Source organism: Streptomyces sp. S4.7 (assembly GCF_010384365.1).
Taxonomy (GTDB): domain Bacteria; phylum Actinomycetota; class Actinomycetes; order Streptomycetales; family Streptomycetaceae; genus Streptomyces.
Map to the genome: position 1 here is coordinate 2,089,359 of NZ_CP048397.1, position 14,900 is coordinate 2,104,258.

The window sequence follows — 14,900 nt, forward strand, 5'->3', positions numbered from 1 at the left end:
TGTGAGCGCGTCCGGCGATCGGGGGACGGACCGGCTACGGCTCGACCGTGGCGGTCAGTCGGGTGTCGGTCAGTGAGCGGCCCGCCTGGATCTCGTAGGTGCCGGGGACCGCCGTCCAGGCGTTCTCCCGCTCGTCCCAGATCTGATAGGCGCGTTCCCTCAGCGGGACGCTCATCTCGACGCTCTCGCCCGGGCCCGCCTCGACGGAGGCGAAGCCCGCCAGCCAGCGCCGCGGGCGCTCCGGGGTTCGCGGCGCGGTTGCGGGCGCGGGGGCGAGATAGATCTGGACGGTCTCGCGGCCGGGCCGCGACCCGGTGTTGCGCAGCCGTACGGTCACGTTCCCGGTGGTGGCGCGGAGGGTCTCGTACTCCCAGTCGGTGTAGCCGAGCCCGTGGCCGAAGGGGTACGCGGGGGCGGTGCCGGCGCGCTCCCAGGCGCGGTAGCCGATGAACACGCCCTCGGTGTAGTGGAGTTCGCCGTCGGCGGGTGTGGTGTCGTGGACGGGGACGTCGGCGAGGGCGACCGGCCAGGTGGTGGTGAGCCGGCCGCCGGGCTCCTCGGCGCCGGTGAGGACGTCGGCGAGGGCGGCGCCGCCCTCCTGGCCGGGGAACCAGCTGAGCAGTACGGCGGCCACGTCGTCGCGCCACGGCAGTTCGACCGGTGAGCCGGTGTTGACGACCACGACGGTGTTCGGGTTGACGGCGGCGACGGCCGCGACGAGCGCGTTCTGGTGGCCGGGCAGTTCCAGGCTCGTACGGTCGAAGCCCTCGGACTCGACGGCCGAGGTGGTGGCGACCACGACGACGGCGGTGTCCGCGGTCCTCGCGGCCTCGACGGCCTCGGCGATCAGGTCCTCGGGGTCGCGCCGCGGGCCGAGGTGGAGCAGCGAGAAGGCGACCGCGTCCATCGGGGCGCCGGGCAGCCTGGGCACGGTGAGACGCAGCGAGACATCGACGGACTCACCCTCGGTGAGGGTGACTTGGGCGCGTTCGAGACGCTCGCCGAAGAAGGCGTTGAACGGGTCGGAGCTGTCGCCGAGGCGTTCCTCGCCCTCCCAGACCTTCTCGCCGCCGACGGTGAGGACGAGGGGGCCGATGCCGCGGGTGCCGAAGGTGTGGTCGCCGCTCTCGCGCGGGGTGAAGGTGCCGGTGAGCTCGACGGTGTGCAGTTCGTCGTAGCGGACGCCGTCGGGCAGGTCGGCGCCGACCCACTGGACCATGCCGGAGGGGATGTCGGTGGTGCCCAGCTCCCGTCCGTCGGCGGCGCGGCAGACGGCGCGCAGGTCGAATCCCTGTGCGGCGACGCCGAGTTGGTCGCTGGGGTCGGCGCCGACGCGGTAGCTGAGTGCGCCGTCGGGGAGGGCTGCGGTGAGGCCGTCGAGCGGGGCGACGACGTGCGGCGGGAAGACGGTGGCCGAACCGCCGCCGAGGATCCGGGCGTCGCGGGCGGCGGCGCCGCTGAGTGCCACCGTGCGGGTCCTGGCCGGGTCGAGGGGCAGGGCGGGGTGGCCGTCGCGTACCTCGTTGCGTACGAGGACGAAGGAGCGGCGCGCGACCTCGCGGGCCAGCGCGTCGCCGTCGACGGGCGCGGGGAGCGTGGAGGCCGCGACCACGGCGGGGGCGTTGTCGAGGACGCCGACGCGGGCGGCGAGCCTCAGCACGTTGCGTACGGCGTCGTCGACGAGGGATTCCTCGACGTCGCCGGCCCGGACGGCGGCGGCGAGCGCCTGGCCGTAGACGGTCTTGGGGCCGGGCATCGCGACGTCGAGGCCGCCGAGGAGGGCGCCGGTGGTGGAGCGGGCGGCCAGCCAGTCGGAGACGATGTAGCCGTCGAATCCCCATTCGCCGCGCAGGACCTCGTTCTGGAGATAGCGGTGCTCGGTCATCGAGTAGCCGTTGACCTGGTTGTAGGCGGCCATGATGCCCCAGGGGTGGGCGTTCTTGACGATGGCCTCGAACGGGGCGAGGTAGAGCTCGCGCAGCGGGCGCGGGGCGACGATGTTGTCGACGGTGAAGCGGTCGGTCTCGGCGTCGTTGGCGACGAAGTGCTTGACGGTCGTGCCGACGCCGCCGTCCTGGACGCCGAGGACGTAGCCCGTGCCGATCTCGCCGGTGAGGTAGGGGTCTTCGCTGTACGCCTCGAAGTGCCGTCCGCCGAGCGGGGACCGGTGCAGATTGACGGTGGGCGCGAGGAGGACGTGCACGCCTTTGCGGCGGGCCTCCTGTGCCAGCAACCGCCCTGCCCTGCGGGCCAGTTCGGGGTCCCAGGTGGCGGCGAGCGCGGTGGGTGAGGGGAGCGCGACCGACGGGTCGTCGGCGGTCCAGCGCACGCCCCTGACGCCGATCGGGCCGTCGGACATGACGAGGGAGGCCAGGCCGATCTCCGGGAGCGCGGGCAGCGACCAGTTGTCCTGCCCTGCCAGCAGCCGCGCCTTGTCGTCCAGTTCCAGCTTGCCGAGCGCCGCCTCGACGGCCGCTTCGCGTGCTTGGTCGGCCCGGGTGATGGGTGCGCCGGTCACGGCGGTACCTCCTCGTCAGTGCCCTGCGTCGTGCGGACGGTTACATGGTGGCCCCCGATTCTGTAGGTGAGTAGGCTTCGTTATCGGTTTGTTACTCGTGTACGGTCCGGACAACGGTCGGTGAGCGGACAGGTGCGAGGCGAGAGGACCCGGTTGGATGGCGAGGCCCAGAGGCGTGGAGCGGCGGGCGGAGATTCTCCGCGCCACCATCGAGGTGATCGCCGAACGCGGCTACCGCGGCGCGACGTTGGGCGCGGTGGCCGAGCGGGTGGGACTCACCCAGCAGGGGCTGCTCCACTACTTCCCCACGAAGGAGGCGCTGCTCCTCGCGGTCATGGACGAGCGCGACCAGTGGGACACCGGGGGCGGCAGCCGGGGCGCGGACGGCTGGCGGCTGGAGCTGCTGACGTCGATGGTCGACTACAACGCGATGCGGCCGGGCATCGTGCAGACCTTCTCGGCGCTGCTCGGCGAGAGTGTGACGGAGGGTCACCCGGCCGGGGAGTTCTTCACCCGGCGGTACGTCCAGGTCCGGGGCAACATGGCGGGCGTACTGCGCGACGAGTTCGGCGACCGGCTGCCGAGCGGGCTCACGCCCGAGCAGACGGCGCCGTTGCTGGTGGCCGTCATGGACGGGCTCCAGTACCAGTGGCTGCTGGCGCCGGAGTCGGTGGACATGCCGGCGGCGTTCCGGGCGTTCGTGACGCTGCTGCGGGGCGGGGCGGAGGGGCCGGAGCGGTAGGGGGTCTCCGGCGGACGGTCGGGAGCAGTGGGGCGCCGTAGCCATCGGCGGGGTGCGGAGGCGATACTTCCGCCACCCGAAGGAAGGACTCCCGTGAGACTCGTGCGCACCACAGGCAACACTGCCGGCCGGCTCGGCCTCGTCCTGCTCGCGTCGGCCGCGCTGGTCGCGGTGGCGCCTCCCCCGCACGCCGCGGCCACCGGCGGCGCCGTCGCCGCCCGTCCTGCGTCCGACGCCGCCCCGGCGGTCACCGTCGAGGAAGCGCGGCTCGACAGGGACGTACCGCGGCGGATACTCGCCGACAGCGGCTTCGACGGGGTCGCTCCGGCGTTCGCGACAGCACTGCGCGGCGCCGGTTCGTACGGGCAGGCGGAGCGCGCCGCCGTACGGCACGGCGAACGGCTGTGGCGGCGCGCGGTGGACCGCGCGCAGGGGCGGGGCCCGGCGGGCGGTGAGCTGAGCAGGGACGACGACCGGTCGCTGTACTGGGCGCGGCTGGCCATGACCCGCGAACTGCGCGCCTGGCACGCGGAGTCGGGGCTCTCGGACGCGGCGGGCGTACGGCTGCTGGAGCGGCTGGAGAGCACGTCGCGCGGTCAGGAGTCACTGGCACTCGGCGGCGGCGGTGACCGGGCCGGGGAGCGGGAGCGCGACAGGGCGAAGGGCGTCAAGCAGATCGTGGTGACCGGCTTCGACCCGTTCACCCTGGACAGGGACATCCGCATCAGCAATCCGTCCGGGGCCCTCGCGCTCGCGCTGGACGGCACGGTGATCCGTACGGCCGACGGACCGGCGCGCGTCGAGACGGCCGTGTTCCCGGTCCGCTGGGGGGACTTCGCCGACGGCACGGTCGAACGCGCCCTGCGCCGGGCGCTGCCGCGCGCCGATCTCTTCGTGACGGTCAGTCAGGGACGGGTGGGGCGCGTCGATGTCGAGCGGTACAACGGCGCCTGGCGCGGCGGTTTCGGTGACAACGAGAACGTGTCCGAGACCGGGCTCGTACCGGTGAAGAACCCGGCCACCCAGCCGCAGTGGACACGGACGACGCTCCCCTACGCGGGCATCGTGGCCGCCGGCACGGGGCGCTTCCCGGTGTACGACAACACGTCGGTCACCGAGATCCCGGCGGGCGCCGCCGCGCCGGTCGTACGCCCCGACGGGCCGACACCCGGCTCGGCGGCCCGAGCGGGTGGCGGCGGGGACTACCTGTCGAACGAGATCGCCTACCGGGCGACGCTGCTGCGCGACCGGCTCGGGCTGGACATCCCGGGCGGGCATGTCCACACGCCGGTACTCCAGTTCGGTCCGGACAACACCGATCCGGCGACGGGTTCGGTGACCGATCCGGTCTTCGTCCAGAACAGGCTGGACATCACGGAGCAGTTGCGGGAGATCGTGCGGGTGGCGGCGGAGGAGTCGTAGCGGGTCCGCCCCGGCTCACCGGGCCCGCCCGGTGAGCCGGCTCGTGTTCACCACTCGTGTGGGGCGTCCGCCGTCGGGACCGTACTTCCGGGCAGGGGCGAACCCGACTGCCCGGCGCCCGCACCCGCGCCCGCACCCGCGTCCGTCAGGTCGCGGGCCATCAGTGTCGCTCCCGCCACCGCCCCCGGCATCAGGAACACCGCGACGAACGGCACCAGGAACGCGAGCGTCAGCGGGACGCCGAAGCCCAGCGTGAGCAGCCGGCGGCCCCGCAACAGCGCGAGGCGTTCCTTCAGTTCGATGCCGCGCCGCTGCATCGCGACCGCGTTGAGCTCGTGCGCGAGGAAGAAGCCGGACACGCAGAAGCCGAGCACCGGCACGACGGTCTGCCCGACGACGGGGACGAACCCGAGGGCGAAGAGCAGGACGCCGTACAGCACCACCCGCCCGAGGACCCGCAGGCTGTCGCGCGCGGAGACCCACAGCTCGCGCCAGAGTGTCAGTCCCGACTCGGGTACGTCTCCGCCCTCCGACCGGTCCACCGCCTCGGAGAGCGATTCGTAGAAGGGCTGCCCGACCAGCAGCGTCACGGCCGTGAACGCGATCACGGCGAGGAACAGCACGAGCCCGACGATCAGCACGGTGAGGAAACCGCGGAACAGCCCCTGCCACGGCGAGGACCAGTCGTCGGCGAAGGGCGTCGCCCAGGCCGTCAGATCGTCGGCGCCGTGGAAGAGGCCGACGAGCGCCGCCACGTACAGCACGAGGGTCACCAGTCCGGGCAGCAGCCCGAAGCCCAGCCATCTGCCGTGCGCGCCGACCCAGCGCTGGCCTTTCACCAAGTAACCGAAGCCCACACCGAGATCACGCATACGGTCACCCTATCGGGGTTGTTCCGCGGCTGTTTCGGGGTGGTTCCCGGCCGGTTCCACGGTGCGGGCGGGACCGACGAGACTCCAGACACCCCTTGTTGTTGACACGTTCAACCGGTATGACCTGCCTATTGAACCGAACGATCCCCCCCGCACGACCCGGAGGTACATCCGCATGGGGATGCCCAGACCCGTACTGCTCGCCACGGCCACGGCCACCGCGGCCCTGATGCTCGCACCGCTGCCCGCGCTCGCCGTGCCCGGCGCCGACGACGGCCGGTCGTCGCACCCGGTGAGGGACGGTGGCACCACGGACTCCCGCGTGGCCTCGACCGCGCTGCCGTCGGCCGGCGCAGCGGCTCTCTCCTCGGTGGGCAAGACCTCGCTCGGTCTGCGCAGGGACGGCGGCTACCCGCGCCGCACCGTCCTGGACACGCTGCCCGAGAACCCGGCGGACAAGGCCATCAAGCTCGGCCTCGCGCCGTACCACGCGCTCGCTCCGCGTCTCAACGCCCTCCAGGAGCTAGGCAATCGGGTCAGTGTCGAGGTCACGGGCCGGTCGGCGGGCGGGCACGACCTGTATCTCGTCACGGTCACCGCGCCGGAGAGCGCGAAGGAGGCCGCCGAGCAGGAGCGGATGCGTGAGCGCATCGAGAACTCCCCCGCGTCGGCCGCCAAGGACAAGCGCATCAAGGAGAGTTACAAGACCCCGGTCTTCATCAACAACAACATCCACGGCAATGAGTGGGAGGGCACCGACGCGGCCCTGAAGCTCATCGAGGAGCTGGCGAAGGCCAAGGACAGCCGTACGAAGAAGCTGCTGTCCACGAGCCGGATCATCCTCAACGTCACGGCGAACCCGGACGGCCGGATCGCCGGAACACGCGCCAACGGCAACGGCATCGACCTCAACCGGGACTTCATCACCGCCTCGCAGCCGGAGGCGCGCGCGATCCGGCAGATAGCCGTCGACAAGCAGCCCGCGGTCATGCTCGATCTGCACGGATACGTCAACGGCACCCTCATCGAGCCGACGACGCCGCCGCACGGCGAGAACTACGAGTACGACCTGTTCCTCAAGAACTCCTACGCCAACGCCCTCGGCATGGAGGAAGCGGTCAACGACCTCGGCTACACGGCCGAGAAGGACGGCGTGCAGCCGCCCGTCATCCCCTTCCGTGACCAGGAGGAGGGCTGGGACGACTGGCCGCCGATCTTCACACCGCAGTACATGGCGTTCCAGGGCGCGGTCGCCTCGCACACCATCGAGATCCCGATGCGGGTCAACAACAACGACTACAACAACCTGCCCGTCGAGGAGTTGCGCCGCAGGTCCGCGATCAACACCGATGTCGCCGGCGCGGCGATGCGCTCCACGCTCGACTTCGCGCTGGCCAACCGCAAGACGCTGATAGCCGACCAGATCGAGACGTTCCGGCGCGGCGTCGCGGGCGAGAAGCAGCGGATCATCTCCGAGGAGACGGTGCCCGGTGTGCCCGGCATCGGTCCGGAGGACATCTACACGACCGACTTCCCGCGCGCGTACGTGATTCCGGCCGGCGACGGCCAGCGGTCGGCGTCGGCCGCCGCGCGGCTCGTCGACCATCTCATCGCCAACGACGTAGTGGTGGAGCAGGCCCGTAAGAGCTTCAAGCTGGCGGGCCGCACGTATCCGGCCGGTTCGTACGTGGTCGACATGGAGCAGGCCAAGCGCGGTCTCGCCAACGTCATCCTGGACGAGGGCCGGGACATCAGCGCGGACGTGTCGTCGATGTACGACATCTCGGGCTGGAGCCTCGGGCTGCTGTGGGGCGCGAACGTCACCAAGGTCCAGCGGGGCTCGCTGAACCTCGAAGGTCGCGAGGTCGACGCCGCGTCGCCCGTCGGCTCGGTGGCCCGCGGCGGCGACCTGAAGCTGCGGCTGGACGACCCGAAGGAGTTCGCCGCCCTCAACTCGCTGCTCGCGCAGGACGTGAAGGTGCGCAGGACGGCGGACGGCGCGGCGATCGTGCCGTCGTCGGCCCGCAGGAAGGCCGAGATCCTGGCCGACCGGTACGGCGTCGTCTTCACCGCCACGAAGGACAGGGGCGTCGCGGCAGTGCGGCGCACGACGGTCGCCGCGGCCGTGAACTCGGGTGAGCTGTTCGCGCTGCGCGAGATGGGCTTCGAGGTGCTGCCCGTGTCGACGGCGACGGCGAACGCGGGCTTCGACTGGTCGAAGGCCGACGCGCTGTACGTGTCGACGGGTCTCAGCCACCGCTCGCTGAACGAGACCGCGCGCGCCGCGCTCGGTGAGTTCCTCGCCGGGGGCGCGCCCGTGGTGGCGCTCGGCTCCGGCGGTGCGACGTTCAACGCCGAGGCCGGTCTGCTGACGGCCACGCCGGTACGGGGCAACGGGAACGCCAACGGTGTGGTGCGGGTGGTCAACACGCCCGGACCGGTCACCGGCGGCACACAGCCCCACTCGTTCGTCTACTCGCCGATCTGGTACACCGCCCTCGGCAAGGACGTGCGCACCGAGCAGTCGTACGGCGGCGGCAACCCGCTCGTCTCGGGCCACTGGCGTGGAGACGATGGCAGCACTGACGGCACGGGCGGTCCGCGGGCCGCGGCGGGTCAGGCGGCGATCGTGAGCGGTACGGCGGCGGCCGGAGCGCCGGTCACGCTGTTCGGCACCGAGCCGCTGTTCCGTGACCACCCGAAGGGCGCGTTCGCCCAGGTGGGCCGGGCGCTGCTGAACCGCCTTCCGTAGGAGGCGGGTTCGTCACACCTGTCCGTGCGGAAGGCCGCACCCCGCTCGTGGGGTGCGGCCTTCCGTACGTACGGGGCACTCGTGCCCGGCGTCGGTCAGACGACGGACAGCTCGACCTTGATGTTGCCGCGCGTGGCGTTGGAGTACGGGCACACCTGGTGCGCCTTCTCCAGCAGGTCCTTCGCGGTGGCGGCGTCCACGTTCGGGATGGACGCCGCCAGCTCGACCTCGAGTCCGAAACCACCGGCCTCGGACTTGCCGATGCTGACCCTGGCGGTGACGGTCGAGCCGGATATGTCCGCCTTCTCCTTGCGGGCGACGACGCCGAGCGCGCCCTGGAAGCAGGCGCTGTAACCGGCGGCGAAGAGCTGCTCCGGGTTCGTGCCGGCGCCGCTGCCGCCCATCGACTTGGGCGGGTTGACGACGACGTCGAGCTGGCCGTCGTCCGTGGAGACCCGGCCGTCACGGCCGTTCTCCGCGGTGGCGACGGCGGTGTAGAGGGTGTCGATCTTCTGGATGGTCATTCGGGGGTGTCCTTCTTCTTGTACGCCGCGGCTCGCGCCCACGGACCGCGACGGCCTCGCACGAGCCTAACGGCTGGGCGTCAGTTGAGGGTGACGATCATCTTTCCGGTGTTCTCGCCGCGGAGCAGACCGAGGAAGGCGTCGAAGCCGTTGCCGATGCCTTCCACGGAGGTCTCCCGGTACTTCAGCTCGCCGGAGGCGAGCCAGCCGGCCACGTCCTTGACGAACTGCGGCTGGAGGGCCTGGTGATCGCCCACGAGCATGCCCTGGAGGCGCAGCCGCTTGCCGATGACCTGGGCGAGGTTGCGCGGGGCGGGGGCGGCCTCGGTGCTGTTGTACAGCGAGATCATTCCGCAGATCGTGGCGCGGCCGTGCAGGTTGAACGAGGAGATCGCGGCCTCCAGGTGCTCGCCGCCGACGTTGTCGAAGTAGACGTCGATGCCGTCGGGCGCGGCCTCCTTGAGCTGTTCCTTGACCGAACCGCCGCTCTTGTAGTTGAAGGCGGCGTCGAAGCCGTACTCCTCCACGAGGAGTTTGACCTTGTCGTCGGATCCGGCCGAGCCTATGACCCGAGACGCGCCCTTGATCCGGGCGAGTTGGCCGACCTGGCTGCCGACGGCGCCCGCGGCACCGGAGACGAACACGGCGTCGCCCTCCTTGAAGGAGGCGACCTCCAAGAGTCCGGCGTAGGCGGTGAGGCCCGGCATGCCGAGGACGCCGAGGTAGGCGCTGAGCGGCGCGAGCGAGGCGTCGACCTTGACCGCGTACCGGGCCGGCACCTGCGCGTACTCCCGCCAGCCGAGCCCGTGCAGGACATGGTCACCGACCGCGAACCCGTCCGCGTTCGAGGCGACGACCTCGCCGACGGCTCCGCCGTCCATGGGGTGGTCGAGCTTGAACGGCGGGGTGTACGACTTCACGTCGTTCATCCGGCCGCGCATGTACGGGTCGACCGAGAAGTGCTTGTTGCGGACGAGGATCCTGCCCTCGCCCGGCTCGGTCACCGGGACCTCGCGCAGGGCGACGTCCTCGGCCTTCGGCCAGCCGTGCGGGCGGGCGACGAGATGCCATTCGCGGCCGGACGCGGGAAGAGCGGTCATGGGTGCGATGTCTCCTCGGGTTGTGGGTCTCGGGTACTGCCCGGGTGTTCAGGTGCTCAGGTGCTCAGGTTTCGCGGCGAAAGATTCACTACCTGAAACAACCATGCTCCTAGATATTTCATGTTGTCAAGTAAACGGGTACCCTGGCACGTATGGCCACTGAGCACTCGGACCCCCTGACCCTCGAAGTCGTCGGACTCATCGGCACGGTCGTGGCCCGCTACTACGAGGAGTACGACCACGCCGCCGCGGAGCACTCGCTCACCGGCGCGCAGGCGCGCGTGCTGGGGCTGCTGTCCATTCAGCCCATGCCCATGCGCCGGATCGCGCGGAAGCTGAAGTGCGAGCCGTCGAATGTCACGGGGATCGTGGACCGGCTGGAGTCACGCGGTCTGGTCGAGCGGCGCCCCGACCCCTCGGACCGGCGGGTGAAGCTCGCGGCGCCCACCGAGAAGGGGCGCGACACCGCGCGGCGGCTCCGGGACGGGCTGAACTTCGCGCGGGAACCGCTCGCCGACCTGTCGGTCGACGAACGGACGGTGCTGCGGGATCTGCTGCGGCGGATGCTGGGGGACGACGCCGGGGAGTGATCCTCCGCGCCCGTCTCGGACGCGGAGGATCAGAAGCAGAAGATCAGCAGGACGCAGTCGTCCTCCGTGGGCGTCGGCGTGGGTTCGGGCGCCGGAGGAGGCGGCTTATTCGGCTGCCCCGGAGTGCTCGGACCGCCCGTGGGGCCGGTGGAGTCCGTGGGATCCGGCGAGTCGCCGGGGTCGGGCTCGTCGCTCGGCCCGGCCGACTCCGTCGGTGCCGGGGACTCCTCGTCCGACGGCCCGGATCCCGCCCCCGCACTCGCACCCGTCGCGGAGGGATCGGGCGAACCGTCCCCGCCGGGGCGCGCGGAGGGGGTGCCTTCCACCGGGCCGGGATCCTTGGGCTCCTTCGGGCCCGGCGAGGGCGGCCCGCCGTCGAGGTCGATGGCCCTGTCCTCCTGTACGGAGGTGGCGTCACCGTCTCCGCCGGACTCCAGCGCCAGCTCGGCCAGACTCAGCGCGCCGACCGCCAGGACCAGACCCATCACGGTGAGCAGGACCGCCCGGCCCTTGCGCCGGTGCGTACCGCGCTCGGCGCGCATCTCACGGCGCTCGCGCCGGGACACCTTGCGCTTGCGCGAGCCGCGCGCACGGCGCGGACCCTGGGCGGGCTCCTGGCCGTATTCGCGCGTGGCGAGTACCACCTCCGCCTCGTGCGGAACGCGGTCGTGGAGCCGTAGCTCCTCGGCGGGCGTCCCGCACCCCGCGCACGCCAGCGCGCCGTTGAGGTGCCGCTGGCAGTGGTGGCAGTAGTCCATGGCGCCCTGAAGATAATCCGACCGGCACCGATGCGGGCACCTGTGACGTGAAGATCCTGTGTGGAATCAGCCCTTCCACCAATCCGCCGCCCGACCTGCCCCGAAGGTGCACGATGTCGCTATGAATGCCACGACATCGGCCGGAGCCGGTGGAGCGTCCCGGCCTTTCGGGCCGCGCGAATTCCTGCTCGTACTGCTGCGCCGGATGGCCGACCATCAGCCCGGACTGGTCGAGGACGCCCGGCGTGAACTGGGCGCCCCGCTCGGCGAGATGCGGGAGGCCAACCGGCGCTGGCAGGCCATGGTCCGCTCCCCCCGCGCCCGCGGCACGCTGTCGCGCTACCGCTCGGTGCTGGGCGCACCGGAGGCGACGTTCCCCCGGCAGGTCGGCGATCTGGCGTGCGAGGTGCTGCTGTGGCCCGTCCCCCTCTGGCCGGCGCTGCGCTTCGAGGTGACGGCGGCGCCGGGCGGCGGTGTGTGGAACGAGTGGCTGGTGCGGGCGCCCGGCGAGCCGGGCCCCGAACTGCGTACGGCCGACGATCTGCGCCCCTGGTCCTGCACGGTCGACGAGGTCGCCCGCGCTTTCGCGCCGGCCGTACCGATGGAGGGGACGGCGCCGACCCGCTGGGGTCTCGCGTTCGACGTGCCGGGGACCGGGCCGTGCGTCGCGGAGTTCACCTGGGGCCTGCTCCAGCGCTGGTCGCCGAGAACTTGAGGCCGCGCGTCCGGGGCGGATCGCGCCCGGCGGGGCGTCGGGGCGGGCCGTGGCGCGGCGCCGGCCCCGTACCCCGACCGGCGCATCCCAGCGCGCGCACCGCCCTCGGCGCGCCCACGATGCGAAGAGGGCCGGCCGCCCGCCGGTGATCCACCTCAGCGCTCCCGGGAGAAGAACCCGCCGTGACCGTCAGCCTTGAGCAGTTGCGCCGTTGCCATGTCGCCGTCGATCTCGGGGCCGCCAGGACCCGGGTCTTTGTGAAGGGAGCCGGGCTCGTCGTGGACGAGCCGAGCGTCGCGGCGGTGAACACCCGCAGCGGCGCGCTCATCGCCGTCGGCGCCCTGGCCGAGCAGATGACGGGCCGTACGCCGGACTACATCCGCGTCACCCGCCCCGTGTCCGGCGGCACCGTCGTGGACATCGATATGGCCCAGCGGATGCTGCGCCATCTCCTCGGCGAGAAGCTCCGTCGCCAGCTGCGCAGGAAGCCCCGGCTGCGGGCGGCGGCCTGCACGCCCCACGACAGCGACCCGCTCGCGCAGCGCGCGGCGATCGAGACCCTGGTGGGTCTCGGGGCCCGCCGGGTCGAGCTGGTCGACACGCTCATCGCCGCGGCCGTCGGCTGCGGGCTGCCGGTGGAGAAGCCGACCGCCACCATGATCATGGTCTGCGGGGCGGCGACGACCCAGGTCGCCGTGCTGTCGCTGGGGTCGATCGTGACGGCCCAGCGGATCCCGGTCGGCGGCAACGCCATCGACCACGCGGTCATCCAGCACCTGCGCCACCAGCACGAGTTGATGCTGCCGAGCCAGTCCGTCCGGCCGCTCCAGCTCGCGCTGCGCGGCAACGGCATCACCCCCGACGGCCCCACCTCGACGGAGATCCACGGCCGTGACGTGGCGACGGGGCTCGCCCGGTCGGTCGTCGTGGACACCGCGGCCGTACGGCAGGCCATCCACACCCCGCTCACCGCGGTGCTCGACGGCATCGGCAAGGTGCTGCGCGACTGCCCGCCGGACCTGGTCGCCGATCTCGCCGACACCGGGATCATGATGGTCGGCGGCAGCGCGCTGCTGCCCGGTCTCGACCAGATGCTGCGTGACGCCACGGGCATGCCCGTGCACATCGCCGAGCGGCCCGACGTCTGCGCGATCCTCGGGCTCGGGGCGATGCTGGACGGGAAGATCCAGCCCCTGGTGCTCGATCCGCTGGCGCACGCCGAGTGACATGACGTGACGGCGGGCAGCGAACACGCGGACGCGGACGCGAGTGAGAGCGGGCACGCGGACGCGGACGCGAGTGAGGGCGAACACGCGGACGGGGACGACCGGGACGAAGACGACCCGGACCGGCCCGGCTGCGGGCGCCCCCCGAGGAAGACCCCCCGGCTTCCCATGCTGCTCGACGCCGTCCTCAACGTCGGGACCGAGGGCGAGCTGGCCGCCACTCTCCAGCACGTCGTCGACAGCGCCGCCGACCTCACCGACGCGCGCTACGGCGCACTCGCGCTCGCCGGCCCCGCCGACGGCCGGGGTCCCGACCGTGGCCGGAGCCGTATCGCCGAACTCTTCTCCGTCGGCCTCAGCGACGACGAGCGCCGTCGAATCACCCGGCTCCCCACCGGACACACCGGACTGCTCGGCCACCCGGGCGGCTCCCAGAGCCTCGGCGTCCCCGTCCGGGTGCACAACGACGTACTCGGCCACCTCTGTCTCGCCCGCAAGCGGCACGGCCCCTTCACCGAGGAGGACCTGGCCCTGCTGCGGGTGCTCGCCTCGCAGGCCGGGATCGCGATCGGCAACGCGCGTCTGTACGGAACCGCCCGCCAGCGCGAGCGGTGGATCAAGGGCGCCGCCGCCGTCACGACCGCGCTGCTCACCGGCGAGACCGCGGCGGACGCGCTGACCACGCTGGCGAAGTCGGCGCGGATCCTGGCCGGAGCCGCCGCCGGGGTGGTGCTCCTGCCCACCGACGAGGGCGGCATGAAGATCGTCGCCGCCTCGTCGCTGGACGACCCCGGCGACATCGTCGGTACGAACATCGCGCCCGGATCGCCCGTACTCGACCAACTCCTCAGTGGCGAACCGGTGTACATCGACGACTCGGCGACCGACCCCCGGATGACCACCCATGTCCGGACCCGCTTCGGCCCCAGCATGATGCTGCCCCTCCGGAGCGGCGGCCGGCTGATCGGCACGCTCGCCCTTCCGCGCGAGCGCGGCGGACGCCCGTACACCACCGTGGAGCGGCTGCTGGCCACGCAGTTCGCCTCCCAGGCGGCGCTCGCGCTGGTCCTGGCGGACGCCCAGCACAACCGGGAGCGGCTGGCGGTCTTCGAGGACCGCGACCGGATCGCCCGTGACCTGCACGATCTGGTCGTACAGCGGCTGTTCGCCACCGAGATGATGCTGGAGTCGACCCGGCGGCGCGCGGGCGAGGGCGAGTTGTCGGATCTGCTCGGCCACGCCGTGGACGAGCTGGACTCCACGATCCAGGAGGTACGGACGACGATCTTCGCCCTCCAGCAGCCACCCGCCGACGCCCCGACGAGCCTGCGCGGCAAGGTGCTGCGCGAGACGGCGGGCGCGGCGGCCCTGCTGGGATTCCAGCCGTCCGTGCACTTCACGGGGGCGGTGGACACCCTCGTGGAAGACACGCTGCACACCGGACTCCTGGCCGCGCTGCGCGGCGCGCTGGCCGCCGCGCACCGCAGGGCGGGGGTGACGTCGATCGATGTGGAGGTCGACGCGACGGCCCGGCTGCCCGACGGCCGGGACGGGGTGCGGCTGGTGGTCTCGGACGACGGGGAGCGCGAGGAGGGTGAGGCGGACACGACGGTGACCTGGAAGACGGCGCGGTAGGACGCGGCCCGAAGTCCGGTGGACGCACAACAGCGGGCCCGGTACG

At 72.1% G+C, this 14,900-nt stretch carries 12 protein-coding genes; 7 read left to right on the forward strand and 5 right to left on the reverse strand.

The window, feature by feature from the left end; translation table 11 throughout:
- Positions 1 to 34 precede the first annotated feature (34 nt).
- Positions 35 to 2,518, reverse strand: a complete 2,484-nt coding sequence (locus SSPS47_RS09230) for a glycoside hydrolase family 3 C-terminal domain-containing protein (RefSeq protein ID WP_164250158.1) — start codon at positions 2,516 to 2,518, stop codon at positions 35 to 37.
- 157 nt (positions 2,519 to 2,675) lie between these two features.
- Here SSPS47_RS09230 and SSPS47_RS09235 point away from each other — a divergent pair, with 157 nt between their 5' ends.
- Both SSPS47_RS09235 and SSPS47_RS09240 read left to right on the forward strand, forming a co-directional pair.
- Positions 2,676 to 3,260 (forward strand): TetR/AcrR family transcriptional regulator, encoded by a 585-nt coding sequence (locus tag SSPS47_RS09235; protein WP_164250160.1) that lies wholly within the window; start codon positions 2,676 to 2,678, stop codon positions 3,258 to 3,260.
- Between the two features lie 171 nt (positions 3,261 to 3,431).
- A complete protein-coding gene (locus tag SSPS47_RS09240) occupies positions 3,432 to 4,682 on the forward strand; it encodes a pyroglutamyl peptidase (protein ID WP_239065234.1) in 1,251 nt (416 codons plus the stop codon).
- A gap of 47 nt (positions 4,683 to 4,729) precedes the next feature.
- Here SSPS47_RS09240 and SSPS47_RS09245 read toward each other — a convergent pair whose 3' ends face one another.
- Positions 4,730 to 5,554, reverse strand: a complete 825-nt coding sequence (locus SSPS47_RS09245; protein WP_164250162.1) for an EI24 domain-containing protein — start codon at positions 5,552 to 5,554, stop codon at positions 4,730 to 4,732.
- A 175-nt stretch (positions 5,555 to 5,729) separates the two neighbouring features.
- Here SSPS47_RS09245 and SSPS47_RS09250 point away from each other — a divergent pair, with 175 nt between their 5' ends.
- The gene (locus SSPS47_RS09250; protein WP_164250163.1) at positions 5,730 to 8,306 is read left to right on the forward strand and encodes a M14 family zinc carboxypeptidase; all 2,577 of its coding nucleotides are present in this window, start codon (positions 5,730 to 5,732) and stop codon (positions 8,304 to 8,306) included.
- Positions 8,307 to 8,401: 95 nt separating this feature from the next.
- Here the strand turns inward: SSPS47_RS09250 and SSPS47_RS09255 are convergent, their stop codons facing one another.
- Both SSPS47_RS09255 and SSPS47_RS09260 read right to left on the reverse strand, forming a co-directional pair.
- The gene (locus SSPS47_RS09255; RefSeq protein ID WP_164250165.1) at positions 8,402 to 8,830 is read right to left on the reverse strand and encodes an organic hydroperoxide resistance protein; all 429 of its coding nucleotides are present in this window, start codon (positions 8,828 to 8,830) and stop codon (positions 8,402 to 8,404) included.
- Positions 8,831 to 8,910: 80 nt separating this feature from the next.
- Positions 8,911 to 9,930 (reverse strand): NADP-dependent oxidoreductase, encoded by a 1,020-nt coding sequence (locus SSPS47_RS09260; RefSeq protein ID WP_164250167.1) that lies wholly within the window; start codon positions 9,928 to 9,930, stop codon positions 8,911 to 8,913.
- 152 nt (positions 9,931 to 10,082) lie between these two features.
- On the opposite strand from SSPS47_RS09260, the gene SSPS47_RS09265 reads away from it, so the two are divergent.
- Positions 10,083 to 10,520 carry a MarR family transcriptional regulator gene (locus SSPS47_RS09265; RefSeq protein WP_147872931.1) on the forward strand — a complete coding sequence of 146 codons (438 nt, stop codon included), beginning with the start codon at positions 10,083 to 10,085 and terminating at the stop codon, positions 10,518 to 10,520.
- Between the two features lie 29 nt (positions 10,521 to 10,549).
- Here SSPS47_RS09265 and SSPS47_RS09270 read toward each other — a convergent pair whose 3' ends face one another.
- On the reverse strand, positions 10,550 to 11,278 hold the full coding sequence (locus SSPS47_RS09270) for a hypothetical protein (protein ID WP_164250169.1): 729 nt from the start codon (positions 11,276 to 11,278) through the stop codon (positions 10,550 to 10,552).
- A 121-nt stretch (positions 11,279 to 11,399) separates the two neighbouring features.
- On the opposite strand from SSPS47_RS09270, the gene SSPS47_RS09275 reads away from it, so the two are divergent.
- The 3 genes from SSPS47_RS09275 to SSPS47_RS09285 all read left to right on the forward strand — a co-directional run bounded on the left by SSPS47_RS09275 (position 11,400) and on the right by SSPS47_RS09285 (position 14,854).
- Entirely contained in the window at positions 11,400 to 11,993 is a 594-nt protein-coding gene (locus SSPS47_RS09275; protein WP_164250171.1) for a hypothetical protein, read from the forward strand.
- A 182-nt stretch (positions 11,994 to 12,175) separates the two neighbouring features.
- Complete coding sequence (locus tag SSPS47_RS09280) at positions 12,176 to 13,219, forward strand: rod shape-determining protein (protein WP_164250172.1); 1,044 nt, start codon at positions 12,176 to 12,178, stop codon at positions 13,217 to 13,219.
- A gap of 168 nt (positions 13,220 to 13,387) precedes the next feature.
- Positions 13,388 to 14,854 carry a GAF domain-containing protein gene (locus tag SSPS47_RS09285; RefSeq protein ID WP_164254467.1) on the forward strand — a complete coding sequence of 489 codons (1,467 nt, stop codon included), beginning with the start codon at positions 13,388 to 13,390 and terminating at the stop codon, positions 14,852 to 14,854.
- The last annotated feature ends 46 nt before the right edge of the window (positions 14,855 to 14,900 follow it).